The sequence below is a fragment of the Nocardioides sp. BGA-UO-ETr-FS32 genome, from assembly GCF_059567905.1.
The window spans coordinates 67333-93459 of the sequence record NZ_JCAQOX010000017.1; the positions used below are offsets into that span (position 1 = coordinate 67333).

A 26127-nucleotide genomic window follows, 5' to 3' on the forward strand; every position below is an offset into this window, starting at 1 on the left:
TCAGGCGTCCTGCCCGATCGGCCACCCCAGCAGCTCGGGGCTGCGCAGCATCTCCTCGGGCACGCCGAAGGCGTCGACGAGGTCCACGGCGAGCGGCCGGAGCTTGCGGCACAGCGCGTTGATCTCGCGGCTGATCGCCTTGGAGCGCGTGCTGGAGAGCCGCCCGTGCTCCATGAACCAGGCCCGGTCGGCCTCGATCGTGGTGAGCGCGTGGAGGTCGCACAGCAGGTTGACCGTGACCTTGAGGTCACCGTCGGGCAGCGCCGCGGCCTTCATCACGAACGCCTCCAGCACCAGCCGCTCGGTGTGGGCGCGCGCGGCGGCGATGACGTGGTCCTGGACGCGGGAGAAGACGGCGCCGGGGTTCATCCCCTGGTCGATGCCGCGCTTGAGCCGGCGGGCCACGCCGCCGATCATGTGCTCCTCGCGGAAGCGGAGCATCGCGAGCTGGTAGTTGGGGTCGAGCAGCCCCGCCTCCTGGTCCCAGCGGTCGCCGCCGGGCAGCAGGTCGCGTACGGACTGGACGAGCTTGTGCACCGCGGTGCGCTCGACGACGGTCTCGACGGCGAGCCCCGCGACGAAGCGGGCCATGCCGAGCTGGTCCATCTCCTCGAACTCGCCGGCGTAGTCGGTGAGCAGGCCCTTGGCGACGAGCTGGAGCAGGACGTGGTTGTCGCCCTCGAAGGTGGTGAACACGTCGGTGTCGGCCTTGAGCGCGGCGAACCGGTTCTCGCTGAGGTAGCCCGCGCCGCCGCACGCCTCGCGGCACTCCTGGATGGTGCGGGTGGCGTGCCAGGTGCCGAGCGCCTTGGTGCCCGCGGCGCGCGACTCGAGCATCCGCCGCGCGTGCTCGTCGCTGCCCTCCTCGGTCGGGCCGGGGCCGGAGAAGACCTCGTGCAGCTGCCCGGCGACGACCTCCTGGGCGAAGTGCAGGGCGTACGTCCGCGCGATGAGCGGCAGCAGCCGGCGCTGGTGCATGCCGTAGTCGAGGAGCACCTGCTCCTCGTCGGGCGAGACGGCCTCGAACTGTCGGCGGCGCACGGCATAGCGCGTGGCGATGGTGAGCGCGACCTTGGCGGCGTTGATGCCGGCGCCGCCGACGCAGACGCGGCCCTGGACGAGGGTGCCGAGCATGGTGAAGAACCGCTTGTTGGGGTTGTCGATCGGCGAGAGGTAGCGGCCCTCGGGGGTGACCTCGGCGAACTGGTTGAGCAGCGCGGTGCGCGGCACGCGTACGCCGTCGAACCACAGCCGTCCGTTGTCGACGCCGTTGAGCCCCATCTTGGGCCCGCAGTCCTCGATGCGTACGCCGTCGACGACCCGGCCGTCCTCACGGATCGGGACGACGAAGGCGTGCACGCCGTGGCCGACGCCGTCGACCTCGAGCTGGGCGAAGACCACCGCGAGCTCGGCGTGGGCCGCGGCGTTGCCGATGTAGTCCTTGCGGCTCACGTCGTCGGGCGTGGTGATCACGAACTCCTGCGCCGCGGAGTCGTACGTCGCCACCGTGCCGAGCGCCTGGACGTTGGAGCCGTGCCCGCTCTCGGTCATCGCGAAGCAACCCATGGTGCGGCCGCTGACGAGGTCGGCGAGGTGGGCGTCGTGGTGGGTCTTCGTGCCGAGCTGGAGGATCGCGCCGCCGAACAGGCCGAACTGCACGCCGACCTTGACCAGCACCGAGAGGTCGCCGAACGCGAGGGTCTCGAAGGCCGCGATCGAGGCGCCGATGTCGCCCCCGCCGCCGTACTCCTCCGGGAAGCCCATGCCGGTCTGCCCGGTCCCGGCCATCATCACGACGACGTCCTTGACCCGCTCGCGGAAGTCGGCGGTGGTCATCTGCTCCTCGTCGAGCAGGATCTGCGCGTGCTCGGCGAGGTTGGCCCGGACGAGGTCGCGGACCTCGCGGTAGGGGCCGTCGAGCAGCGTGCGGAGCGCGTCGACGTCGACCTCAGGCTGCCGGTAGCCCTTGTCGGCCGGGACGTCGGCGTCGTCGATGTGGGCCGTGGCAGCCTCGGGCTCCACGGTGGGCATCTCGTCGGCGATCGGAGGGACCTGGTCGGTGGCCATTCACCAAAGGTAGCCATGCCGGTAGGTTCACCGCGATGAACGTGTCAGATGCCACCCCTCCGGGCGATGCGCTCGGGTCGATGGCCTACAACTTCGCGGTCGTCGGCGTGCAGAAGGGCGGCACGTCGACGCTCGCGGTCACGCTCAACCAGCACCGGCTGGTGTGCCAGGCCCCCGACAAGGAGCGCCACTACTTCGACGACGAGACGGTCGACTGGTCGTCGCCGGACTACGGGCGCGACTACACCGCGCCGCGCCGCGCCCGGGTCCACCGGCTGCTCGGGGACGCCTCCCCCACCTATCTCTACTGGCCGCACGCCCTCGAGCGGATGCGCGCCTACAAGCCCGACATGCCGCTCATCGCCGTCTTCCGCGACCCGCTCGAGCGGCTGTTCTCGCACTGGGTGATGCTCCGCTCGCGCAACCTCGCGTGGCCCGACTGGCCGGACTTCCTCACCGAGTGGCCGCACACGTCGCTGCCCGACGAGGTGCCCGACGACGTACGCACGATGCGGTGGCGGCACATGACGGGCCTGGCCCGCGGCTTCTACGGCGAGCAGCTGCAACGGGGCTTCGAGCTCTTCGACCGCCGGCAGTGGCTGCTGTTGGAGCTGCGCTCGATGCTGGGCGACTTCGAGGCCACCGTCCACCGCACGACCGACTTCCTGGACCTGCCACGCTTCGAGCACGTGCCGCCGCTGAAGAACTGGCACGCCGGGGCCGAGCAGGTGCCCGGCACCGCGCCGACCGCCGACGACCTGGCCCGGGTGGCCGAGGTCTACGCCAAGGACCTCGCGCTCTTCGAGGAGCTGTCCGGGATCGACACCTCGGCCTGGCCGACCCGCCTGGTCCTGGACGGCGGGATGGACCCCGGGGAGCTGGCCGCCCGGTTCGCGCGGAAGGTGCGCTGAGGCCGGGCGGGTGTTGATGCTCTTCTGGAGTCCCCGGATATCCGGTGACCGCCCTGCTTACAGGTAGGGATCTCGACCTAGAAGCACGAAACTCGGGTGCGAAGCAGCGTCAGGGCCGGGCGAAGAAGTTCGGGGCCCGCCAGTAGTACATCGACTCCTGGGTGACCGGCCGGCCCGTACGCGGCGCGTGGATGATCTGGCCGTCACCGATGTAGATCGCGACGTGGTAGATCGAGCTCGCGCTGCTCGACGAGCCCCAGAACACGAGGTCGCCGGGGGCCAGCTGGCTCGCGCTGATCTTCGTCGACTGGGTGTACTGCGCGACGGAGTAGTGCGGCAGCGACTTGCCACCCTTCGCCCACGCTACCGACGTCAGGCCCGAGCAGTCCCAGGCGTCCGGCCCTGCAGCGCCCCACTTGTAGGGGTCGCCGATCTGCGAGGCGGCGAACGCGATCGCTGCCGACGCGCCGCTCGAGGCCGGCGGCGGGGTGGGCGTGGGGGTGGGCGTGGGGGTGGGCGTGGGGGTGGGCGTGGCGGTGGGCGTGGAAGTGGGGGTCGGCGTCGGGGTGGGCGTCGGGGTCGGCGTCGGGGTGGGCGTGGGGGTCGGCGTCGGAGTTGGGATCGGGGTCTGCGTCGGAGTGGGGGTCGGGGTCTGCGTCGACTGCTGCTCCTGCTCGGCCTGCGCCTCCGCGTCGGCCTCTGCCTCTGCCTCTGCCAGAGCTTCTGCCTCCGCCTGTGCTTCTGCCTCCGCCTGTGCTTCTGCCTCCGCCTGTGCTTCTGCCTCCGCCTGGGCCGCTGCTGCGGCTGCCTCGGCCGCCGCCAGCTCGAGCGCGGACTGCCGCTTCTCCGCCAGCCGGACGCTGATCCCCTCGAGCTCGGCGAGCTCGGCGATCAGGTCTGCCTTGGTGGCCGAGATCGCCTCGGCCTGCGCTCCGGCCGCCGCCTCCGCGGCTGCCGCGGTGTCGCGGGCCGCCTGTGCGTCGGCCTCGGCCGCGGCGGCTCGCTCAGCAGCCTGGTCAGCCGTCGACGCCGTGACCTCGGCGACGGCGGAGGAGGCGGTGAAGGAGTCGTACTGGTCGTCCAGCGCGTCGGACGTGTTGCCCATCGTGACGGTGCGGTCGATGAGCGCCTCGATGCCGTCGGCCTCGACGATGGCGGAGAGCCCTTGCACCTGGTTGCCGTCCTCGTAGGACTGGACGACCGTCGCTGCGTAGAGCTCGCGCTGCCGGTCGACGTCCTCGCGAGCGGCGTCGGCGGCCGCCTCGGCCGCCTCGGCGTCCCTGCGTGCCTCGTCAGCCCGCCAGCGGGCGCCGTTCCACGCCTCGGCGGCCTGGGCAGCCTGGTCACCCGCCGTGGTCATCGCGAGGTTGGCGCGGATGAGGTCGGCCTGGACGGCCGCCACGTCGCGACCCTTCTCGGCCGCTCGCTCCTGCGCCGCGGCGACGTCGCCCTCGCTGGGCACTGGGTCGTCCGCGTACGCCCCGTGCCCGCCACCGACGGCCAGTCCCGCGACCAGGACGACGGCGCTCGTCCAGCGCGCGGTCGTACGCCGTGGCGCGTGCTGGTGGTGCGGTGACGGTGCGAAGGGCACGGGGGCTCCCCTGGGTGGTCTCGGGCCCGTGCGACTTCCCCATCGCACGGGCAACTCGAGGCACGTTAGTGAACTTTCGTCACACTGGGAACACTTTCCTCAAGTTTTTCACTGTCGCGCGGCGTGTCGACTTGACGAATCTCAGACATGTAATTCCGAACTACAGGGTTGTCATTCGTCTGGAGTCCCCGGATATCCGGGGACCGCCCTGCTTCGAGGTACGGATCTCCACCACCAGGCAGGGAACTCGGGTGCAAACCTCCGTTGTCCACAGATCGCACTCGGGATGCGTACGCCGTGAAACGGCCGGGAAGACACCGCGCATGAACCGACCGCCCACCATCCCGATGCCACCTCGCGACCTCACCGGACTCGTACGCCTGCGCCGCGACCTGCTCGCCGAGGGGATGACCGACACCCAGATCGACTGCCAGGTGCGGACCAAGCGCCTCCGTCGCGTGCGGTACGGCGCCTACGTGCCGCACCACGTCTGGGAGGACTGTTCGCCCGAGGACCGGCACCGACTCCTCGCGCGGGCAGTGCTCGCCCGCGCGCATGACGAGACAGTGCTCACCCACGTGTCGTCGCTGGTCGAGCGCGGCGTACCGCTGTGGGGCGTACCGCTGGACGTCGTCCACACCACGCGCGAAGGACCCGAGCGAGCCGGCCGCCGGCAGGGCGACTGGGTGCCGCACCGCGGACTTTTGGGGCCGACGGACGTCGAGGTCCTCAACGGTGTGGCGGTCAGCACCGCGGCCCGGTCTGCGTTCGAGCTGACGACCATCGTCGGCGTCGAGGCGGGACTCGTGGCGGTCAACCGGTTGCTGCACGCCGGTCTGATGACGATGGAGGAGTTCAAGGCCCAGATGGAGGCCCACACCTACTGGCCGGGGAGTCTCACTGCCAACCTCGTCGTGCACCTCGCCGACGGCCGGCTCGAGTCGGTGGGTGAGGACCGGTTCCTCTACATGGCGCACCGGCAGGGCCTGCTCATCCCCGAACCCCAGGTCGAGGTCCTCGACGAGCGCGGACGACTCGTGGCGCGGGTCGACTTCGCCTGGGTCGAGCTAGGAGTATTCGTCGAGTTCGACGGGCGGCTGAAGTACGAGAAGTTCCGCCGCGAGGGCGAGAGTCTCGAGGAGTTCCTGATGCGGGAGAAGAAGCGCGAGGAGCTCGTGTGCTTGTTGACCGGCTGGACCTGCATCCGCATCACCTGGGCAGATCTCGCCCGGCCCGAGCGACTGGCGGCACGGATCCGGAACGTTCTCAGGGCACGCGGACTCAAGGCTGGGTGACCTGCTTCGCACCCCAGTTGCGGGGTTACAGGTAGAGATCTCTACCTCGAAGCAGGGCGGTCCCCGGATATCCGGGGACTCCAGCCGGCCGACCCGGCCACCCTCACTCGGCGTCGACCGGCACCTGGCGGGTCGTCGACGTCGGGTGGGAGGACAACCCGCGTCTGTCGAACTTCTGCCCGCTCGCGAGCCCCCCGAGCCAGAAGGAGAACAGGGCGATCACGACGCCGGCGAGGTCGTCGGCGATGTAGTGCCAGCCGAAGTAGAGCGTGGCCACGACGGTGATCGCGAAGTTGGCCCAGAAGACGATGTGGAGGATCCGGTTGCGCAGCGTGTACTGGACCATCAGCGCGACGAGCAGGGTGATCGCGACGTGCAGGGACGCGAAGCCGGCGACCGACTGCACCGCCCCCTCGGCGCCCTTGCGCAGCACGCCGTCGCGTCCGTAGGACAGGGCGTCCATCAGCGCGCTCGAGCCGGTCTCGGGGAGGTCGGTGTAGAGGTAGCTGTACTGGAAGCCCGGGCCGAGGGTCGGCAGCGCGTAGTAGGACGCGGTGCCGATCGACCAGGCCAGGCACTGCGAGGTGGCGAACCAGTAGCCGAAGGTGATGTTGCGCGACCACACCAGCCACGCGGCGAGGGCGAGCGGCACCAGCGGCAGGAACCACAGGTAGATCGTGGACAGGAAGTGCGCGGAGAACCCGGTGCCGAAGATCGTGTGCAGGATCGTGGCCGGCTCGTGGCCGAACATCAGCGCCCGGTCGATCAGGTGCAGCTCGCGGTCGTACTTGTCCTCGCCCATGATGAAGGGGAGGAACGACTTGAGGTTCCGGTAGCAGACGTAGGTGATGTAGAAGCACACCAGCCCGAGCACCACCAGGATGATCCGCTCGCGGTCCCAGTGGGTGCGGATCCGCTCGCGCACGATGTCGGGCATCAGCGCGGGCTTCATCCGCGAGTACCACAGCGTCCGCGGCAGCAGGTCGAGCAGGAACGCGCCGAGGACCAGCAGCGGCAGCCTCAGCCAGGACGGGCCGAGGAAGCCCTCGGGGTCGACGAGCGGCCGGTCGAGCGTGAACGACGCAGCCAGCGCGAGCACGCCCATGAGGGCGGCGACTCCCACGAGCAGGGCATAGGCCGGTCTGTACACGGACGTCAGTGTAGGGACGGGTCAACCCCCCGCCGCGATCGGCAGCACAGCGAGCCGCGTCACGTCGACCCGCAGCGCGACCTCGTCGCCCGGCGAGACCCGGCTGCCCAGCGGCGCCACCGCGTCGACCGTGCCGATGCCGTCGGCGGCGACCACCAGGCGGACGACCTCGGGCGTCACCCGCGCGGACTCGACCACGGCGCGGAGGTCGCCGGCCGGGTCGACCACCAGGGCCGAGCGGCGCAGCGCGACGGCGTACGCCGGGGGCAGGTCGGTTGCCGCCAGCACCCGCGCTGCCGCGTCCTGTCGCACGACGCGCGCGTAGCCCAGGAACAGCGCGGTCTCCTCGTCGACCGGCTCGCGCCACACCTCGTCGATCGCCCCCTGCTGCACCACACGGCCGCCGCGCATCACCGCCAGCCGGTCGGCCAGAGCGAACGCCTCGTCGTGGTCGTGCGTCACCAGCAGGGCCGTCGTCCCCGCGGCGTGCAGGATCTCGCGCAGGTCGCCGGCCAGGCGCTCGCGAAGGGTCGCGTCGAGCGCCGAGAGCGGCTCGTCGAGCAGGATCAGCCGCGGCTCGACCGCGAGGGCGCGGGCCAGCGCGACCCGCTGCCGCTCGCCTCCGGAGAGCGTGCCGGGGAGCCGGTCGTCGTAGCCGGCGAGCCCGACCAGGTCGAGCAGCTCGCGCACCCGCGCCGCGACCCGCGCGGACGGCGTACGCCGCAACCGCAGGGCGTACGCCACGTTGCGGGCGACGGTGAGGTGCGCGAAGAGCTGGCCGTCCTGGAACATCAGCGCGAAGCCGCGCTTGTGGGTCGGCACGCCCGCGAGGTCGGCGCCGGCCCACGAGATCGAGCCCGACGTGAGCGGCTCGAGCCCGGCGACAGCGCGCAGCAGGGTGGACTTGCCGCAGCCGGAGGGGCCGAGGACGGCGAGCACCTGCCCGGGGTCGAGGGCGAGGGACACCTCGTCGACGGCGACGGTGTCGCCGTAGCGGACGGTGACGTCCTGGAGCCTCAACACCATCAGAACGCTCCCACACCGGGGACGCGGAGCCGTTCGACGGCCAGCATCACCACGGCGGTGGCGACCGCGAGGACGACGGACGCGGCCAGGGCCATGCCGTAGTTCATCTCGCCCGGGTGGCCGATCAGCCGGAAGATCACGACCGGCAGCGTCAGGCTCTCGTCGCGGGCGAGGAAGGACGTCGCCCCGAACTCCCCGAGCGAGGCGGCGAACGCGAAGCCGCTGGCGGCGAGCATCGGCTTCCACACGACCGGCAGGTCTACGGTGAGCAGGGTGCGCCAGGCGGACGCGCCGAGCGAGGCAGCGGCCTGCCGCTGGCGGTCGTCGATGCCGCCGAGGACCGGGGCGAGCGTGCGCACCACGAGCGGCAGCGCGACCAGGGCCTGCGCCATCGGCACCAGCAGCGGCGAGTCGCGCAGGTCGAGCGGCGGCCGGTCGAGGGTGATGAGGAAGCCGAAGCCGAGGGTCACCGCGCTGACGCCGAGCGGCAGCATGAAGAAGCCGTCGAGGGTGGAGCGGACCCGCCGCTCGGCGACCGAGTGCGAGCGCCGCGTGACGATCACCGACACCATCACGCCGACCAGCAGCGCCATCCAGGTCGCGTCGACGGCGGTCCGCAGGCTGGTCGCCAGCGCGGCGGTGACCGGCACCAGCAGCGCCTGGTTGTCGCCGACGGTCGTGAGCGCGCGGTAGTTGTCGAGGCCCCAGCCGTCCCCCACCGCGAGCGAGCCGAGCACCAGCGTGAGGATCGGCAGGAGCATCGCCCCGAGCACCAGCAGCGTGGCGACGACGACGGGCGCGTCGGAGCGGCGTACGGCCCGCGCGGGCGACACGGTGCGCTGGGCCGTCGGGTCGGGCGTCGCGCGCAGCCGCGCGGCGAGGGCGAGCAGGCCGACGACCACCACGATCTGCAGCACCGACAGCGCCGCCGCCGCCTGCAGGTCGAAGATCGTCGTGGTCAGCAGGTAGATCTCGGTCTCGACCGTCGCGTAGCGGACGCCGCCGAGGGTGAGCACGATGCCGAACGCCGTCGCGCAGAAGAGGAAGACGATGCTGGCGGCGCCGACGATCGCCGGGCGCAGCGCCGGCAGGGTGACCGTGCGGAGCACCTGCCACGGGGACGCGCCGAGCGCGGCGGCCGCCTGCCCGGGGCGGGGGTCGAGCGACTCCCACGCCGCCCCGACGGTCCGCACCACGACGGCGACGTTGAAGAACACCAGTCCGGCCACGATCGCGACCGGCGTCCCGTCGAGGCCGAGGAATCCGAGCGGGCCGCCCTCGCCCAGCAGCTGCCGGAACGCGACGCCCACGACGACGGTCGGCAGCACGAACGGCACGAGCAGCGCCGCCCGCACCGCCGCGCGGCCCGGCAGCGCGAGCCGGTGGAGGGCGTACGCCGCGGGCAGGCCGAGCACGACGGCGAGCAGCGTCGCGGTGCCGGAGGTCCACACGGTGAACCACGCGACCCGGCGCACGCGCGACCGGGCGAGGACGTCGAGCACCGCCCCGGGCGCGAACCGGCCGTCGACGACGAACCCCTCGGCGACCATGCCGGTCACCGGCAGGACGAACAGCACGCCGAGCACCAGCACCGGCCCGGCGGCCAGCGCGAGGAGGGCGAGGACCCGCCTCACCTGGAGATGACGTCGGTCCACTCGGTCAGCCACTGCTCGCGGTTGGCGGCGATCTCGTCGGGGGAGACCTCGAAGGGGTCGGTGGGCTGGGGGGCGAACTCGGCCCAGTCGTCGGGGACGGTCGCGCCCGGCATGACCGGGAAGACGTACATCGACTCCGGGAGCGCGCTCTGCACCTCGTCGGTCAGCATCCAGTCGACGAGCGCCGCGGCGCCCTCGGGGTTGTCGGCACCCGCGAGCACCCCGGCGTACTCGACCTGGCGGAAGCAGGTGTCGAGCAGTGCCGCGGTGGTGGTGCGGCCGTCGGCGACGGTGAAGGCCGGGGAGGAGTCGTAGGAGACCACGATCGGGCGGGTGCCCTGCTCGGACCCGGCGGTGAAGTCACCGTAGTAGGCGTCCTCCCACCCGTCGACGACCTTGGCGCCGTTGGCCAGCAGGTCGGTCCAGTAGTCCTGCCAGTCGTCGCCGTAGGCCGCGACGGTGGCGAGGAAGAAGGCCATGCCGGGGCTGCTCGTCGAGGCGCCGGGGGTCACCATCAGGTCGGCGTACGCCGGGTCGGTGAGGTCGTCGAGGGTCTCCGGCGGTGCGAGGCCCTCGGCGTCGAACCAGTCGGTGTCGACGTTGACGCAGACGCTCGCGGAGTCGATCGGCACGAGCTTGTCGCCGCCCTCGGCGAGGACGTACTCCTCCGGCGGGGTCGCCGTGGTGGTCACCTCCGCGAACGCGCCCTCGCCCAGAGGCCGCGAGGCGAAGGTGTTGTCGATCCCGAAGGCCGCGTCGGCGATCGGGTTGTCGGCGGTGAGGCTGAGCTTGGTGGCCAGCGTGCCGGCGTCGCCGGCGGCGCGGACCTCGAGCGTGTAGCCGGACTCCTCCTCGAACGCCCGCACCAGCTTCTTGGGCAGCGTGAACGACTCGTGGGTGGCGAGGACGACGGTGCCACCGGGCTCGCCGGTGTCCCCCGGCTCTGCCGACGAGGTCGACGGCTCGGTCGCGGTCGGACCGTCGCCCCCACCTGCGAGGCTGCAGCTGCCCAGCAGCAGGGTCGCCGCGGTGGCGGCCCCCGCGGTCAGGGCAGCGCGGACGCGTACGTGCTTCATCTGGACTCCCTTGCGCCGGTGCTAACCGGATCAGGTTCGGAGGGTCTGCGGCTGGTCCGCACTCTCAGCACGCCTGCGCGTGCTCCCCTGTCTTCTGTCCCTCAGCCTAGCGCCGTCCCCGCGGGCCCCTACGCTGCGTCCATGCCGAGCCGCCGCCACGACCTCCTGGCCACGCTTGTCCCGCGGCTGCGCCGCGCGCAGGAGATCGGGAGCGAGCCGGAGGAGCGGGCCCGGGTCGAGGCGTGGCACCGCACCCTCGACCGGTCGCTGCCGACGCGCGCCGTGCCGGACTTCGCGAAGCGGTGGGAGCACGCGGTGACCGACCTCGGCTTCCCGTGCCACGTCCTGACGCCGCGGGACCGGCCGGCGACGCGGACGCTCTACTACGTGCACGGCGGCGGCTACATGGCGCCGATCGACGCCTTCCACGTGCGCTACGCGACCCGGCTGGCGTCCGCGATCGGCGCCCGGGTCGTGCTGCCCGACTACCCCCTCGCCCCCGAGCACACCTGGCGCGACTCCCACGACGCGCTCGTCGACGACCTGGCCCGCTGGACCACCGAACCGGGCGGCGTGGTGCTGGCCGGCGACTCGGCCGGCGGTGGCCTCGCGCTCGCCCTGGCGCTCTCCGTGCGAGACCGCGGGCTGGTGCCCGCGACCCACCTGGTGCTCCACGCGCCGTGGGTCGACCTGACCACCTCGACGGCAGAGGAGACGAGGGCCGCCGACGCGATCGACCCGTGGCTGTTCATCGGCAAGGTCGAGGCGTACGCAGGGTGGTGGGCCGGCTCGCCCGACGACCTGGGCCGTCCCGAGGTCTCCCCCGCCCTCGCCGACCTCGCCGGCCTGCCGCGCACCCTCATGCTCTACGGCACCCGCGACCTGCTGGCTCCGGGGTGCCGCCTGCTCGCGCGGCGCGCGGCCGAGGCTGGCTGGGACCTCACGTGGGTCGAGGAGGCCGACCTCATCCACGTCTACGGGCTGCTGCCGATCGCCCCCGAGGCACGGCGGGCGTTCGACCAGGTCGTGGAGTTCGTCCGGTGAGGGTGCTCGTCGCCGGCGTCGACGACCTGCCGGCGCGCACGGCGTACGGCGTGTGGCGGCTGCGGCAGCAGGTGTTCGTCGTGGAGCAGGACTGCCCCTATCCCGACCTCGACGGCCGCGACCTCGAGGAGACCACCCGCCACGTCGTGCTGCTCGACGACGACGGCTCGGTGCTGGGCACCCTCCGCGTGCTCGACGACGGCGACGCCGCACGGATCGGCCGGGTCGTGGTCGCGCCGGCCGCCCGGGGACGCAGGCTCGCGGCGCTGATGATGGACGAGGCGATGGCGCTGTGCGGCAGCCGCGAGGTGCGCCTCGACGCCCAAACCGAGCTGACGGGGTTCTACGAGGCGTACGGCTTCGCGGTGACCGGGCCCGAGTTCGACGAGGACGGCATCATGCACGTGCCGATGCGTCGGCCGGCAGAGATCCTCTAGGCCTTGCGCTGGGGCCGGGACGAGCGAGACTGGAGTGACACGGCTTCCGAAGGAGATGACCGCCGTGATCACCCTCGCCCACGATCTAGAGAGCATCCACCACGACCTCGCACACCGCCTGGCCCTGGCCGCCGACGCACGACCCGACGTGCGCCACCCCCGCGACCACTACACCGCCATCGACACGTTCCTGGCAGCGGCCAGCCGGCACAACGCCGCCATGGTCGACGCGATCGCGCCACTCGTTCGCCACCTCCCCGGTGGTCACGACCTCGCCCACGAGTTCCTGGCCGCCAGCCGCTCCTACGAGGAGTCCCTGGCCCAGGTGAAGGCCAAGCTGTACGGCTCCACGTTCGCGGTCGGACGGCCGTGGCCGCCCATCTGGCAGGACGTGCGTCACGAGTTCGCGTTGGTGTGCGACCTGGAGCGACGGCTTGCCGCAGCCCTGCTCGACGCGGAGCCGGACGACCCCCGGGACCTGGGCATGGTGCTCCACCACGCCGAGCTGGCCTCCCCCACGCGGCCGCACCCGTGGATCCCGCACCGGGGGGAGGTCGGCCGGATCGCCCGCGCGGTGGCCCGTCGGGTCGACAGCTTCTGGGACGCCGCCGAGGGACGCATGGTCCCTGAGCCGGTGCGCCACCACGACCGCGAGCACCAGGGTCCGCTGACGCAGTACCTCCTGGCCGACCCGCACCTGGAGGAGGAGTGACCGCTCGAACGTCGCAGCAATAGCCAGCACCAGACCGTGCCGGTCGTCATGATGGGTCGGTGCCCCTCAACGTCGAGCTCGCGGAGATCCGGGACTTCCTCGTGGCCCACGCACCGTTCGACTCCCTCCCGGCCGCGGTCCTCGAGTCGATCCCGCCGCGGCTGAGCATCGGCTACCACCGCCGCGGGACCGTGGTGCTGGCCGAGGGCACCACCCCGGTGGAGCTGCTGGTGGTGAGGTCGGGGGCCGTCGAGCTGCGCGCCCGCGACGGCGAGCTGGTCGAGCGGGGCGCCGCCGGCACCTGCATCGGCGGCGCCGCGCTGGCGACCGGGTCGCCGCAGCCGGTCACCGTCCACGCGATCGAGGACACCCTGGTCCTGGCCTGCCCGGCCGACCTGTTCGACCAGCTCCGCGGGCAGCACGCCGACTTCGCGTCCTTCTTCGAGCACCGCGCCGGACGGCTGCGCGAAGCCGTCGCCCGGCAACGACGGGAGGTGACCGGCCCGGAGCGGTCGATGCTGTCCAGCACGGTGCGCGACCTGGTGAGCCGGGCGCCGGTCAGCATCCGTGCCGACGCCTCCGTCCTGGAGGCTGCCCGGTTGATGTCGGCCGAGCGGATCTCCTCGGTGCTGGTCACCGACGGCGAGGCCCTCGTCGGCATCCTGACGGACCGCGACCTGCGCACCCGGGTCCTGGCCGCCGCCGTGGACCCGGCTGGTCCCGTGTCCGCGGTGATGACGCCGGACCCGGCGACCACCCGCCCCGACTCCCCTGCCCTCGAGGCGCTGCTCGAGCTGGTGCGCCGCAACATCCACCACCTTCCCGTGGTCGACGACGGACGACCTGCCGGCATGGTCACGGCCACCGACCTGCTCCGGCTCCAGCAGGCCAACCCGGTGTTCCTCGTCGGCGACATCGCCAAGGCCCCTGACGTCGCTACGATCGCGGAGCTGGCGACCCGTCTGCAGCGAGTGGTCGCCGGGCTCGTCCGGCAGGGCACGTCGGCCCACGACGCCGGTCGCGTCGTCACCACCGTCGGGGACGCGATCGAGCAGCAGGTCATCGCGCTCGCCGAGGCCGAGCTCGGCGCGCCACCGGTGCCGTACGCCTGGCTGACCCTGGGCTCCCGGGCCCGCTTCGAGCAGGCCCTCGCCCCCGACCAGGACCATGCCCTGCTGCTGCACGACGACTACCGGCCCGACGAGCACGGGCCCTGGTTCGGCGAGCTCGCCGAGCTCGTCACGGGCGGCCTGGAGGCCGTCGGCTACCCCCGGTGCCGCGGCGACAAGATGGCCACGAACCCCAGGTGGCGCCAGCCCCTGGTCACCTGGCGCGGCCACGTGGCGCGCTGGGTCGGCACCCCCACCCCGGAGGCGATCCTCGAGGCCAGCGTGTTCTTCGACCTGCGGCACCAGTACGGCGACCCGGACCTGACCGCCGAGCTGGTCGCCGACCAGCGCCGGGCAGCCAAGGGCGCGCCGATCTTCCTGGCCCACCTGGCCGCCGCCGCGGCGTCGCACCACACGCCGCTCGGCTTCTTCCGCGGCCTGGTCGTGGACCGGTCCGGCGAGCACCGCGACACGCTCGACGTGAAGCGGGGCGGCATCAACACCATCGTCGAGATCGCCCGCCTGCACGGGCTGGCGTGCGGGTCGCAGGAGATGTCGACCCTCGCCCGGCTCGAGGACGCCGTCGCCGCCGGCCTCGTCAGCCCGACGCTCGGAGCCGACCTGCGCGACGCGTGGGAGTTCCTGGCGCACCTGCGGCTGCGGCACCAGGTCGAGCAGGTCGGCGCCGGGACACCGGCCGACAACTGGGTCGACCCGTCGTCGCTCAGCCACTTCGAGCAGCGCCACCTCAGGGCGGCGTTCGGCGTCATCAGGTCCGCCCAGGGCGCCATCGCGCAGCGCTATCCCGTCCGCGAGCTGACGTGACGCCCGACGACCGGACCCCGCTCGACCGGCTGCCCCTGCTGGCAGTGGACCTCGAGACCACCGGGCTCTCCCCGGCCCGCGACCAGGTGCTGGCCGTGGGCTGGGTGCCGGTGGACGGCCTGCGCATCGATCTCTCCGGGGGCCGGCGCCACGTCGTACGCCGCGACGACCCCGGCGACGCGGTCACCATCCACGGCCTGACCCACGACGACCTCGAGGAGGGCCGGCCGCTCGCGGAGGTGCTGGCCGAGCTGCGACGTGCCCTGGCGGGACGCGTGCTCCTCGCCCACCACGCCCCGTTCGAGCTGGCCTTCCTCGACGCGGCCTTCCGCACCGTGGGCGAGCGTCCGGTCCTGCCGCCGGCGGTGTGCACCCTGGAGCTCCAGCGGCGCCTGCTGGTCCGCCACGGCGAGGTCCGCCCCGGGGAGCTGCGCCTCTGGAGGGCCAGGGAGCGCCACGGGCTGCCGGTCACGGCGGCCCACGACGCCCTCGGGGACGCGCTGGCCTGCGCCGAGCTCTACCTGGCGCAGACGGCCGAGCTCGGCGCGAGCGGGCCGCTGAGCCTGCGGGACGTACGCCGCCGCGAGCCGTGGTTCGACCGCCTCAGGTCCTGGCTGCGCGGACGCCGCTGAACGACGTCGACGCCGGGGCGGCGGGCGCCCCGGCGTCGACGGTCCTCAGCGTTGCGTCAGTGGATCTCGCCCTGGGCGTGCTTGGCGACGAGCTCGGTCTTGCCGGGGTAGCGGATCTCCTCGACCAGCTCCTGCATGACGGGGCTCGGCTTCGGGGTGAACTGGGAGACGATGATCGTCACCGCGAAGTTGATCAGCATGCCGATCGTGCCGAAGCCGGTCTCCAGGATCCCGAAGATGCCCTCACCGTTGCCGTAGATGTCGATCGTCCACAGCATGTAGGCCATCGTCGTGACGAGTCCGGCGAGCATGCCCGCCGTCGCGCCCATGGCCGTGCAGTTCTTCCAGAAGATGCCGAGCACCAGGATCGGGAAGAAGCTCGCTGCCGCCAGCCCGAAGGCCAGCGCCACCACCTGGGCCACGAATCCCGGCGGGTTGATGCCGAGGTAGCCCGCGACCACGATCGCGCCGCCCATGGCGATGCGGCCGACCATGAGCTGTCGCGCCTCGGTGGCCTGGGGGTTGATCTTCTTGAAGTAGACGTCGTTGGCGACGGCGCTGGAGATGACCAGCAGCAGTCCGGACGCCGTCGACAGCGCCGCGGCCAGCGCGCCCGCCGCCACCAGGCCGACGATCGGGGCCGGGAGACCGCCGATCTCGGGCGAGGCCAGCACGATGATGTCGTTGTTGATCAGGATGTCGCTGTAGTTGACGACCGTGTCCGCGCCCAGGTCGGAGACAGGAGAGCCGTCGGCCTGGGTGATCAGGCCGACCTCGGACCACGTGTTGAACCACGACGGCATCTCGCTCAGCGCAGTGCCGTTGACGTCCTCGATGATCTGCAGCTTGCTGAAGGCCGCCACCGACGGGGCGGTGGTGTAGAGCAGGGCGATGAAGAAGAGCGCCCACAGCGCCGAGTACCTCGCGGCCCGCACGCTCTTGGCCGTGTAGAAGCGGACGATCACGTGCGGCAGGCCCGCGGTGCCGAACATCAGCGACGCGGTGATCAGCAGCATGTTGAGCATGTTGGTGCTGCCGAAGGCGGCGGTGTACTCGGGGATGCCGAGCTCGGTCTGCAGCGCGTCGAGCTCCGCGAGGATCGTGCCGAAGCCGATCTGCGGGATCGGCACGTCGGTCACCTTGGCGGAGACGGCGAACGCCGGGATCAGGTAGGCGATGATCAGCACGGTGTACTGGGTCACCTGGGTCCAGGTGATGCCCTTCATGCCGCCGAGGACGGCGTAGAAGAACACGATCGCCATGCCGATGATGACGCCGGTGGTCGGGTCCACCTTGAGGAACCGGGTGAAGACCAGGCCGACGCCCGCCATCTGACCGGCGACGTAGACGAACGAGACGACGATGGCGGCGACCACCGCCACCAGCCGTGCGGTCTCGTTGTAGCGGTCGCCGACGAAGTCCGGGATGGTGTACTTGCCGAACTTGCGCAGGTACGGGGCCAGCAGCAGCGCGAGGAGCACGTAGCCGCCGGTCCAGCCCATGAGGTAGACCGAGCCGCCGTAGCCGTTGCCGGCGAAGGCGATGATGCCGGCCATGGAGATGAACGAGGCGGCGCTCATCCAGTCGGCCGCGATGGCCGCGCCGTTGGCCGGCGCCGGGATGCCGCCACCGGCGACGTAGAAGCCGGACGTCGTGCTGACCCGACTCCGGTAGGCGACGAAGATGTAGATGCTGAAGGTGAGGATGACGAACACGAGGGTCCAGGTCTGGATGTCGCTCACGAGTGGTGCACCTCCTCCTCGTACTCGTCGATGCCGTACTCGGCATCGAGCTTGTCCATCCGGACCACGTAGACGGCGATGAGGATCACGAACGTGATGATCGAGCCCTGCTGGGCGAACCAGAAGCCGAGCGGGAAGCCCGCGACCACGACCTCGTTGAGGGGCTCCACGAACAAGATGCCCGCACCGAACGACACGAGCGCCCAGATCGTGAGCAGCACTGCCATCAATCTCAGATTTCGGCGCCAGTACTCCCGGCGCTGGTGTTCATCCACGGTGTCCTCCACTGGCTGACGACTCGGAGTTGCGTGCCCGGCAGCGAAACAGCGCCGTCACCGCTGGTCAAGACGCAGATGTGACCGCCGTCACACTTTTCGCCGAGCGGTCGGAAATCGTCGTCCGGTGGCGGCGCGGCTCCTGCGAACGCCGGTGGCGTCCGGCGTGGGTGCCGTTGGTCGCACGGGATCGACCGTTCGTCGCGTGACGGGCGACCGTTCGCCGCGCGCGACGGCACCCCGTCGTACGCCGGTCCCGCCCGATCGCGCGCGCCGTTCCGTACAGTCCCCCCATGACCGGAGCAACGGCGACGAGGGTGGTCCGAACGCGACGCGGACCCGACCCGGCGAAGCGCCGCCTGGCAGGGGCCGTCGCGATGGTGCTCTTCGGCTCCTTCCTCCCCTGGATCGACACCGCCGTCGGCTCGGTGTCAGGTGCCCGCGGCGCCGGCCTGTGGACGTTCTACGCGGCGATGCTCGGTCTCGCGGGGGCACTGGTCCCGATGCGCCGGGTGGCGGCGGTGCAGGCGGCGATCTTCGCCCTCGTGGCGCTGGTCGTCCCCGCCTGGCAGGTGGTGCACCTGCTCACCCTGGTCGGCACCGACGGCTGGGTCCCCGGCCCCGGTCTGGTGCTGGTCCTCGGCGGGGGCGTGCTCGGTGCGACCGCGGCCGCTCAGCTGTTCCGACCGTCGGCCACCACCATGAGCACCGGCCCGAGCACCTCCTCGCGCACCAGGCGGGACTGACGCGACAACCCACCGATCACCGTCGGGGCGAACCACCACCCGTCGCGGTCGAGGACGCCGCCGCCGAGCGCGACGTCCCCGCCCTCGGACCGCGCGAGGTCCACGTAGCGGCGCACCCGGTCGCGGGCCACGCCCGAGCGGAGCGGGCCGCACAGGGTGTCCGACGCCGACGGGTCGCCGGGCACCACCTCCGCCATCGCCTCGACGGCTGCGCGCAGGGCCTCCGCGTAGCGGTGCCGGGGCACCACGACGCTCGCGGGCACCCGGCACGCCTGGCCGGCGTTGGCGGCGACCGTCACCGCCGCCGCGGACACGACCGCGGCGAGGTCGTCGTCGTCGGCGGCCTCGATGGTGAGCGGACCGCCGACGTCGAGGCGTACGCGCTTGCCGGCCCGCTCGCCCGCGACCTGCACGCGCTCGCCCGTGACCGCCGACCCGGTGAACGAGACCTCGTCGACGCGGTCGTCGAGGGTGAGGGTGATAGCGACGTCGACGTCGCGGGTGGCCAGCACGTTGAGGACCCCGCGCGGCAGGATGTCGAGGGCGATGCGGCCGAGCTCGATCGCGGCGCTCGCCGCCTCGGGCGCGGGCTTGAGCACCACGGTGCCGCCGGCCGCGAGGACCCGGCCGACCTCCTCGATCGCCACCGCGAGCGGCGAGGTGGCGGGCGTGACGACGGCGGTGACGCCGGCCGACCGGCCGGGCTCACCGGGCAGCTCAGCGCGCATGAGGGCGATCGGCGCGTCGAGGTGGGCGGCGCGGAGGGACACCGGCACCCCGGTCTCTGCGGCCATGAGGGCGGCGAGGTCGTCGGAACGCTCGGCGATTGCGGCCTGCAGGCGCCGGAGCGCGTCGGCGCGCAGGCCGACGTCGGTGCTCCACTGGGTCGCGTCGAAGGCGCGACGCGCGGCAGCGGCCGCCGCGTGCGCCTCGGTGACGCCGGCGTCCGGCACGTCCCAGAGGGTCTCGGCGGTCGCGGGGTTGCGGGCGGCGTACGTCCACCCCTCCGCCGTCGGCTGGTCCACGCCGTCGATCGGCAGCCCCCGAGGCCGGGCGTGCTTGCTCATGAGAGAACTCCATCATGCGACCGGTCCGGATCCCATCACCCGGTCGTCCTGTTGCCCGCACCCCATCTGACTAGCCTCGACTCATGCGTGACGACCTCGGTGCCGACGTCCCCCTGAACGGCCCCGCACGACGGATCGTCTCCCTCGTCCCCTCGCTCACCGAGGCGATCGCGGCGACCGCGCCCGACCGCCTGGTCGGGGCGACCGACTGGTGCACGCACCCCGCCGACCTCGACGTGGCGCGCGTGCGGGGCACCAAGAACCCCGACCTCGCCGCGGTCCGGGCCTTCTCCCCCGACCTCGTCGTGGCCAACATGGAGGAGAACCGCGAGCTCGACGTGCGCCGGCTGCGTGACTCCGGGGTCGCGGTCTGGGTGACGCGGATCGAGACCGTGGAGCAGGCGCTGGAGTCGATGTCGCGGCTGTTCACCGCCGCCCTCGACCTCGCCGATCCGCCGTGGCTCGTCGAGGCGAGGTCGCTGTGGTCGACCCCCGTCCCGCGACGGCTGGCGGTCGCCGTGCCGATCTGGCGCGATCCGTGGATGGTCGTCGGCTCGCCGACCTACACCGACGACCTGCTCACCCGGGCAGGGCTGGCCAACGTGCTGGCCCATGGTCCGGCCGAGCGCGACGGGCGTTACCCCACGGTGACGCCCGGCGAGATCGACGACGCGGGCGCGGACGTCGTGCTGCTGCCCGACGAGCCGTACGTCTTCACCGCCGACGACGGCCCGGAGGCGCTGCGCACGCCGACCCGGCTCGTGTCGGGGAGGCTGCTGACCTGGTACGGGCCCGCCATGGTCGAGGCGCACGCGGTGCTGTCCGGGCTGTCTGGATAGCCTCCGGTGCCATGACGCGCGACCCGATCAGCGAGGCCCACCGGCAGTGGGTCGCCCACGGGTGGGGCGACGCCGCCGACGGGATGGCGATGGTGACGTCGGTCGTGCGCGCCCAGCAGTTGCTGATGGAGCGGATCGACGCCGTCCTGCGCCCGCGCGGGCTGACCTTCGCCCGCTACGAGGTGCTGCGGCTGCTGTCCTTCACCCGCGACGCGGCGATGCCGATGTCGCGGCTCGGCTCCCTGCTCCAGGTGCACCCGACCAGCGTCACCAGCGCCGTCGACCGGCTCGTCGCGCAGGGCTACGTCGAGCGCGTGCGCAGCGACGAGGACAGGCGGGTCGTCCGCGCCGTGCTCACCGACGCCGGTCGCGACGCCGTCGAGGAGGCGACGGCGGCCCTCAACGGCGAGGTCTTCGAGACGCCCGGCGTGCCCGGCCCCGACGTACGCGCCCTCACCGATCGCCTCACCGCGCTGCGTACGGGCCTCGGGGACGGGTCGTGATGCTCGCGGGGTTTGCACCCGCGTTGCGTGCTTGCAGGTAGAGATCTGGACCTGTAAGCAGGGCGGTCCCCGGATATCCGGGGACTCCCGCAAGTGACTCGCCGGTAGATACTTGGATGTCCTAGTATCTGACCATGGCCGACCTGCCCCGCCCTGAGCTGCACCGTCCGAAGAACCCGATCCGCCTCGTCACCGCGTCCGCGCTGTTCGACGGGCACGACGCGTCGATCAACATCATGCGGCGGATCTTCATGAGCCAGGGCTGCGAGGTCATCCACCTCGGGCACAACCGCTCCGTGCAGGAGGTCGTCGACGCGGCGCTCGAGGAGGACGTGCAGGGTGTCGCGGTGTCGTCCTACCAGGGCGGGCACGTGGAGTACTTCGAGTACCTCGTCGAGTCGTTGCGCGCCGCCGGGGCCGACCACGTGAAGGTCGTCGGCGGCGGTGGCGGCGTGATCGTGCCGTCGGAGATCACGCGGCTCCGCGAGTCGGGCGTGACCATCTTCTCGCCCGAGGACGGCCAGAAGATGGGCCTCGTCGGGATGATCAACTCCGTCGTCGCCGACTGCGACACCGACCTGTGGGCCGACCGGGCGGTCACCGTCGAGCAGGTGCTGACCGGCGACCGCTTCGCCGTCGCCCGCGCCATCACCGGGGCCGAGGAGGGCCGTCTCGACGAGGCGATGCTCGCCGAGCTCCGGTCCGCGGCCGCGCGCCGCGTCGTACCCGTCCTCGGCATCACCGGCACCGGGGGGTCGGGCAAGTCCTCGCTCACCGACGAGGTCGTGCGCCGCTTCCGCACCGACCAGCAGGACAAGCTGCGCATCGGGGTGATCGCGGTCGACCCGACCCGGCGCAAGGGCGGCGGCGCGCTGCTCGGCGACCGCATCCGTGCGAACTCGCTGGACGGGGACCGGGTCTTCTTCCGCTCGCTCGCCACCCGTGGCGCCCACGAGGTGCCCGGGCACCTCGCCGACGTCGTCGACGTGATGAAGGCTGCCGGCCACGACCTCGTGATCATCGAGACGCCCGGCATCGGGCAGGGCGACGCCGGCATCGTCCCGCTCGTCGACCACTCGCTCTACGTCATGACGCCGGAGTTCGGCGCCGCCTCGCAGCTGGAGAAGATCGACATGCTCGACTTCGCCGACACCGTGGCGATCAACAAGTTCGAGCGCCGCGGCGCCAAGGACGCGCTGCGCGACGTCGGCCGCCAGCTCGTCCGCAACCGCGAGGCCTTCGGCAAGCAGCCGCACGACATGCCGGTCTTCGGCACGAGCGCCGCGACCTTCAACGACGACGGCGTCACCGCGCTCTACCAGCACCTGCGCGACGAGCTCGCCGCTGTGGGGCTGGTGGTCGGCGAGGGCACGCTGCCGCACGTCGACGTACGCCACTCCTCCGGCATCCGGCAGGTCGTCCCGGCCGACCGGGTGCGCTACCTCAGCGAGATCACCGAGACCGTCCGCGGCTACCACGCCCGTACGGCCGAGCTGGCCGAGGCGGCGCGCAACCTCCAGCGGGTCCAGTACGTCGCCGACCAGCTGGGTCTCGATACACCCGCCTCGTCCCTCGGCGGGCACTCGACCAACGATGGGTTGACCGCGCTCCTGGACGAGGCCCGCAAGGCCGTGCCCCACGAGGTCGCCGACCAGATCGAGCGCTGGCCGGCCGTCGTGGAGTCCTACTCCGGCGACGAGCAGGTCGTCGTGGTGCGCGACCGGGAGATCCACACCAAGCTCACCAAGGAGTCGCTCAGCGGCAACAAGATCCCGCGCGTCTCCCTCCCCCGCTTCACCGACCACGGCGAGCTGGTGAAGTTCTGGCGCAACGAGAACCTCCCGGGCTACTTCCCCTTCACCGCCGGTGTCTTCCCGTTCAAGCGCGACAACGAGGACCCGGCCCGCATGTTCGCCGGCGAGGGCGACCCGGCGCGCACCAACCGCCGCTTCAAGATCCTCTCCGAGGGCAACGACGCGACCCGTCTGTCGACGGCGTTCGACTCGGTGACGCTCTACGGCCGCGACCCCGACCCGCGCCCGGACGTCTACGGCAAGGTCGGCACCTCGGGCGTCAGCGTCGCGACGCTCGACGACATGAAGGCGCTCTACGACGGCTTCGACCTCGTCGCGCCGACCACGAGCGTCTCGATGACGATCAACGGTCCCGCCCCCACGGTGCTGGCGTTCTTCCTCAACACCGTGATCGACCAGCAGGTCGACGCCTTCCGCGAGCGGGAGGGCCGCGAGCCGTCCGAGGAGGAGCGCTCCCAGGTCGCGGCGTACGCGCTCGCCAACGTGCGCGGCACGGTGCAGGCCGACATCCTCAAGGAGGACCAGGGCCAGAACACCTGCCTGTTCTCCACCGAGTTCTCGCTGCGGATGATGGCCGACATCCAGGAGTGGTTCATCGAGCAGAAGGTCCGCAACTTCTACTCCGTGTCGATCTCCGGCTACCACATCGCCGAGGCCGGGGCGAACCCCATCAGCCAGCTCGCGTTCACCCTCGCCAACGGCTTCACCTACGTCGAGGCCTACCTCGCGCGAGGCATGGACATCGACGACTTCGCGCCGAACCTGTCGTTCTTCTTCTCCAACGGGATGGACCCCGAGTACAGCGTCCTGGGCCGCGTCGCGCGCCGCATCTGGGCGGTCACCATGAAGGAGAAGTACGGCGCCTCCGAGCGCTCGCAGAAGCTGAAGTACCACGTCCAGACGAGCGGCCGCTCGCTGCACGCGCAGGAGATGGACTTCAACGACATCCGCACCACGCTGCAGGCGCTGATCGCGATCTACGACAACGCCAACAGTCTCCACACCAACGCATACGACGAGGCGGTGACGACCCCGACGGAGGAGTCCGTACGCCGCGCGCTGGCGATCCAGCTGATCATCAACCGCGAGTGGGGCCTGGCGATGAACGAGAACCCGCTCCAGGGCTCGTACGTCATCGACGACCTGACCGACCTGGTGGAGGCCGCGGTGCTGGCCGAGTTCGACTCGATCAACGAGCGCGGCGGCGTGCTCGGCGCGATGGAGACCGGCTACCAGCGCGGACGGATCCAGGACGAGTCGATGCTCTACGAGCACCGCAAGCACGACGGGTCGCTGCCGATCATCGGCGTCAACACGTTCGTCAAGGAGTCGGCCGCGGACGCCCAGCCCCAAGAGATCGAGCTGGCCCGCGCGACCGAGGCCGAGAAGGAGTCGCAGCTCTCGCGCGTGCGCGCCTTCCAGGCGGCGCACGCCACCGAGGCGCAGGAGGCGCTCGCTCGGCTCAAGGACGCGGCGGTCTCCGGCGAGAACGTCTTCGCCGTGCTGATGGACGCCGCTCGGGTCTGCTCGCTCCAGCAGGTCACGGAGGCGTTCTTCGAGGTGGGCGGGCAGTACCGGCGCAATGTCTGACTAGTCGGCCGCCGGCAGGTCGAACCGGAAGACCGACCCGTTGCCGGCCGGCCGCGCCAGGCACTCGATGGTGCCCCCGTGCCGCTGCACGATCGTCTGGCAGATCGTGAGTCCCATGCCGGTGCCACGGAAGTGCGCGCGCACGGCGCCGCTGCGGTGGAAGCGCTGGAAGATGAGCGAGCGCTCCTCCTCCTCGACCCCGACCCCGCGGTCCTCGACCTCGACCACCACCCGGGCGCCGTGGCGGTGCGCGCGCACCGTGATCATCGCGGGCTCGCCGGGAGTGGCGTACTTGACGGCGTTGCCGATGAGGTTGCCGAAGAGCTGGCGCACCGCGACCGGGTCGGCGTGGACCGCGGGCAGGTCGGGGTCGACCTCCAGCACGTCGTCGGGCCCGAGCAGCCCGGCGGACTGGGCGAGGACGCCGTCCGGACCGCCGAGGCGCACGTCGGTCGCGCGGAGCTCGCCGGACTCGGCGAGCGCGTGCTCGAGGAGGTCGCCGATCAGGTCGGCCATCTGCTCGGCGGAGCGCTCGGCGCGGCGCAGCGGCATCATCGCGTCCGAGTCGGGCTCGAGGTCGTCGACCGCGAGGGAGAGCCAGGAGCGGATCGCGGACAGTGGCCCGCGGAGGTCGTGCGCGGCCGTTGAGGCGAAGCCGGCCAGCGGGCGCAGGCCGGAGCGGTGCTCGGTCACCTCCCGGAGCACGAGCAGCACGCCGGAGCGCCCGCCGCCACGCGACAGCGACGCACGGGACACCGCGAGCACGATCTCCTCGCCGCTGCGCAGCGGGATGACGACGTCGCCGACGCCGAGCTCGGCGCGCGCGGCGTCGGTGTGGGCGGGGTCGGGCTCGAGGAGCAGCCTCACGAGCTCGCAGAGCGCGGCGTCGTCGGCCGCTCCCGGGCTCACCCGGTGGGCGAGCCGACGGCTGGCGCCGTTGCTGCGCTCGACCCGACCGAAAGGGTCGAGCACGACGAGCCCCTCGCCCATGCTCTCGGTCATCTCGGCGAGCAGCTCGGCCTGCTCGGCCGCGTCCTCCCGGGCACGGGTCGCCGCGGCGAAGAGTGCGTCGACACGGTCGCCCAGCGCGCCCACCGTCAGCCCGGTGAGCAGCATCCCGACCACGAAGAGCTGGGAGACCAGCACCTCGGCCACCGGGTCCACGATCGTGTCGAACGGGCCGTGGCCGGTGAGGCTCAGCGTCAGGGCGATCAGGCCGAGGGTCAGGCAGTGCAGCGCCGCCGGGTAGGTCCGGAAGCGCGCGGCCGACCACACGGCGAACCCGATCGGCAGGAAGGTCACCGGGTACGGCTGGGTGAACACGATGAGCACGACGACCACCGAGACGATCCAGAGCACCGCCAGCTCGACGCGGCCACCCTCGTGGGTCCGGGCCGGGATGTCCTGGGTGTACCACTCCCAGGCGAGGTGGCCGACCGCGCCGACCGTGAGGACGCCGACGACGTGCCGAGCTGACCACGCCACGGCGGTCATCACCGTCGCGTCCGCGGCGTCGGCCCAGATGCCGGCGGTGCCGATCAGTGCCCCCACGACGCAGCCGGCGGCGGCAGCCGCGCCGGCCATGGCGAGCGTGCGCGGCGACCGGATGCTGGCCGTGCCGCCGGCGCCGAGCATCTCGGGGCACCACCGCCGGATGAACAGGCCGATCACGGCCGTCTGCACGGTGACCGAGAGGGCACCGAAGAAGCCGAGGACCGGTGAGACCCCGGTCGCGACCACCAGCACGCCGTGGATCGCCATCAGCGGAACCAGCACGCGGGCGAGGTGGCGGGGCGACTCGGCGAGCAACCACAGGATCGCCACACCGGATCCCGGCCAGATCAGGCTCAGGACCTGTCCCTCGATCGCGGTCAGCCGGCCGACGACGGTCAGCAACGCGTACGCGAGAGCGAAGCGTGCGGCCCGAGCCGGCGACAGGGCCGTCGTGGGGGCCGTCGTCATGGCGCACAGACTACGTTTCGGATCGGCCGCGCGCCCCCGATCCCGGTGTGCCGAGGTCA

The 26127-nt window shown here is 72.0% G+C and carries 21 protein-coding genes and 1 riboswitch; of the genes, 11 read left to right on the forward strand and 10 right to left on the reverse strand.

Features of this window, described 5'->3' with window-relative positions:
- Positions 1 to 2067, reverse strand: coding sequence for an acyl-CoA dehydrogenase family protein (locus AC57BS_RS20545; protein ID WP_496413304.1), 2067 nt, complete (start codon positions 2065 to 2067; stop codon positions 1 to 3).
- A 35-nt stretch (positions 2068 to 2102) separates the two neighbouring features.
- Between AC57BS_RS20545 and AC57BS_RS20550 the strand changes: the two genes are divergently transcribed.
- Positions 2103 to 2978, forward strand: a complete 876-nt coding sequence (locus tag AC57BS_RS20550) for a sulfotransferase domain-containing protein (RefSeq protein WP_496413305.1) — start codon at positions 2103 to 2105, stop codon at positions 2976 to 2978.
- Between the two features lie 109 nt (positions 2979 to 3087).
- On the opposite strand, the gene AC57BS_RS20555 is transcribed toward AC57BS_RS20550, so the two are convergent.
- Positions 3088 to 4569, reverse strand: a complete 1482-nt coding sequence (locus AC57BS_RS20555; protein ID WP_496413306.1) for a C40 family peptidase — start codon at positions 4567 to 4569, stop codon at positions 3088 to 3090.
- A gap of 323 nt (positions 4570 to 4892) precedes the next feature.
- Between AC57BS_RS20555 and AC57BS_RS20560 the strand changes: the two genes are divergently transcribed.
- On the forward strand, positions 4893 to 5864 hold the full coding sequence (locus tag AC57BS_RS20560; protein ID WP_496413307.1) for a putative endonuclease domain-containing protein: 972 nt from the start codon (positions 4893 to 4895) through the stop codon (positions 5862 to 5864).
- A 103-nt stretch (positions 5865 to 5967) separates the two neighbouring features.
- Here AC57BS_RS20560 and AC57BS_RS20565 read toward each other — a convergent pair whose 3' ends face one another.
- From AC57BS_RS20565 to AC57BS_RS20580, 4 genes are all read right to left on the reverse strand, one after another.
- On the reverse strand, positions 5968 to 7014 hold the full coding sequence (locus AC57BS_RS20565) for a phosphatase PAP2 family protein (protein ID WP_496413308.1): 1047 nt from the start codon (positions 7012 to 7014) through the stop codon (positions 5968 to 5970).
- Between the two features lie 21 nt (positions 7015 to 7035).
- Positions 7036 to 8040, reverse strand: coding sequence for an ABC transporter ATP-binding protein (locus tag AC57BS_RS20570; RefSeq protein ID WP_496413309.1), 1005 nt, complete (start codon positions 8038 to 8040; stop codon positions 7036 to 7038).
- Positions 8040 to 9674 carry an ABC transporter permease gene (locus AC57BS_RS20575; protein ID WP_496413310.1) on the reverse strand — a complete coding sequence of 545 codons (1635 nt, stop codon included), beginning with the start codon at positions 9672 to 9674 and terminating at the stop codon, positions 8040 to 8042. Before AC57BS_RS20575 ends, AC57BS_RS20570 begins: the two co-directional genes overlap by 1 nt.
- Entirely contained in the window at positions 9671 to 10771 is a 1101-nt protein-coding gene (locus tag AC57BS_RS20580; protein WP_496413311.1) for a thiamine ABC transporter substrate-binding protein, read from the reverse strand. Before AC57BS_RS20580 ends, AC57BS_RS20575 begins: the two co-directional genes overlap by 4 nt.
- A riboswitch (TPP riboswitch) is annotated at positions 10761 to 10870 on the reverse strand. (Overlaps the previous gene by 11 nt.)
- 42 nt (positions 10871 to 10912) lie before the next feature.
- Here AC57BS_RS20580 and AC57BS_RS20585 point away from each other — a divergent pair.
- The 5 genes from AC57BS_RS20585 (at position 10913) to AC57BS_RS20605 (ending at position 15530) form a co-directional block, all read left to right on the forward strand.
- Positions 10913 to 11815, forward strand: a complete 903-nt coding sequence (locus tag AC57BS_RS20585; protein WP_496413312.1) for an alpha/beta hydrolase — start codon at positions 10913 to 10915, stop codon at positions 11813 to 11815.
- A complete protein-coding gene (locus tag AC57BS_RS20590) occupies positions 11812 to 12252 on the forward strand; it encodes a GNAT family N-acetyltransferase (RefSeq protein WP_496413313.1) in 441 nt (146 codons plus the stop codon). Before AC57BS_RS20585 ends, AC57BS_RS20590 begins: the two co-directional genes overlap by 4 nt.
- 64 nt (positions 12253 to 12316) lie before the next feature.
- The gene (locus AC57BS_RS20595; RefSeq protein ID WP_496413314.1) at positions 12317 to 12964 is read left to right on the forward strand and encodes a hypothetical protein; all 648 of its coding nucleotides are present in this window, start codon (positions 12317 to 12319) and stop codon (positions 12962 to 12964) included.
- A gap of 59 nt (positions 12965 to 13023) precedes the next feature.
- Complete coding sequence (locus AC57BS_RS20600) at positions 13024 to 14898, forward strand: putative nucleotidyltransferase substrate binding domain-containing protein (RefSeq protein WP_496413315.1); 1875 nt, start codon at positions 13024 to 13026, stop codon at positions 14896 to 14898.
- Entirely contained in the window at positions 14895 to 15530 is a 636-nt protein-coding gene (locus AC57BS_RS20605; protein WP_496413316.1) for a 3'-5' exonuclease, read from the forward strand. Before AC57BS_RS20600 ends, AC57BS_RS20605 begins: the two co-directional genes overlap by 4 nt.
- A 56-nt stretch (positions 15531 to 15586) precedes the next feature.
- Here the strand turns inward: AC57BS_RS20605 and AC57BS_RS20610 are convergent, their stop codons facing one another.
- On the reverse strand, positions 15587 to 17272 hold the full coding sequence (locus AC57BS_RS20610) for a sodium:solute symporter family protein (RefSeq protein WP_496413317.1): 1686 nt from the start codon (positions 17270 to 17272) through the stop codon (positions 15587 to 15589).
- Positions 17269 to 17559, reverse strand: a complete 291-nt coding sequence (locus AC57BS_RS20615; protein WP_496413318.1) for a DUF4212 domain-containing protein — start codon at positions 17557 to 17559, stop codon at positions 17269 to 17271. The genes AC57BS_RS20610 and AC57BS_RS20615 overlap by 4 nt, the downstream gene beginning before the upstream one ends.
- Positions 17560 to 17840: 281 nt before the next feature.
- On the opposite strand from AC57BS_RS20615, the gene AC57BS_RS20620 reads away from it, so the two are divergent.
- Positions 17841 to 18293, forward strand: a complete 453-nt coding sequence (locus AC57BS_RS20620; RefSeq protein WP_496413319.1) for a hypothetical protein — start codon at positions 17841 to 17843, stop codon at positions 18291 to 18293.
- Here AC57BS_RS20620 and AC57BS_RS20625 read toward each other — a convergent pair.
- Positions 18221 to 19360 (reverse strand): aldehyde dehydrogenase family protein, encoded by a 1140-nt coding sequence (locus AC57BS_RS20625; RefSeq protein ID WP_496413320.1) that lies wholly within the window; start codon positions 19358 to 19360, stop codon positions 18221 to 18223. The genes AC57BS_RS20620 and AC57BS_RS20625 overlap by 73 nt on opposite strands.
- A gap of 83 nt (positions 19361 to 19443) precedes the next feature.
- Between AC57BS_RS20625 and AC57BS_RS20630 the strand changes: the two genes are divergently transcribed.
- The 3 genes from AC57BS_RS20630 to icmF all read left to right on the forward strand — a co-directional run bounded on the left by AC57BS_RS20630 (position 19444) and on the right by icmF (position 24106).
- Positions 19444 to 20199, forward strand: coding sequence for a helical backbone metal receptor (locus AC57BS_RS20630; RefSeq protein ID WP_496413321.1), 756 nt, complete (start codon positions 19444 to 19446; stop codon positions 20197 to 20199).
- An 11-nt stretch (positions 20200 to 20210) separates the two neighbouring features.
- Entirely contained in the window at positions 20211 to 20702 is a 492-nt protein-coding gene (locus tag AC57BS_RS20635) for a MarR family winged helix-turn-helix transcriptional regulator (RefSeq protein WP_496413322.1), read from the forward strand.
- 134 nt (positions 20703 to 20836) lie between these two features.
- Complete coding sequence (icmF, locus tag AC57BS_RS20640; RefSeq protein ID WP_496413323.1) at positions 20837 to 24106, forward strand: fused isobutyryl-CoA mutase/GTPase IcmF; 3270 nt, start codon at positions 20837 to 20839, stop codon at positions 24104 to 24106.
- Here icmF and AC57BS_RS20645 read toward each other — a convergent pair whose 3' ends face one another.
- The gene (locus AC57BS_RS20645; protein ID WP_496413324.1) at positions 24107 to 26068 is read right to left on the reverse strand and encodes a sensor histidine kinase; all 1962 of its coding nucleotides are present in this window, start codon (positions 26066 to 26068) and stop codon (positions 24107 to 24109) included.
- Between the last annotated feature and the right edge of the window lie 59 nt (positions 26069 to 26127).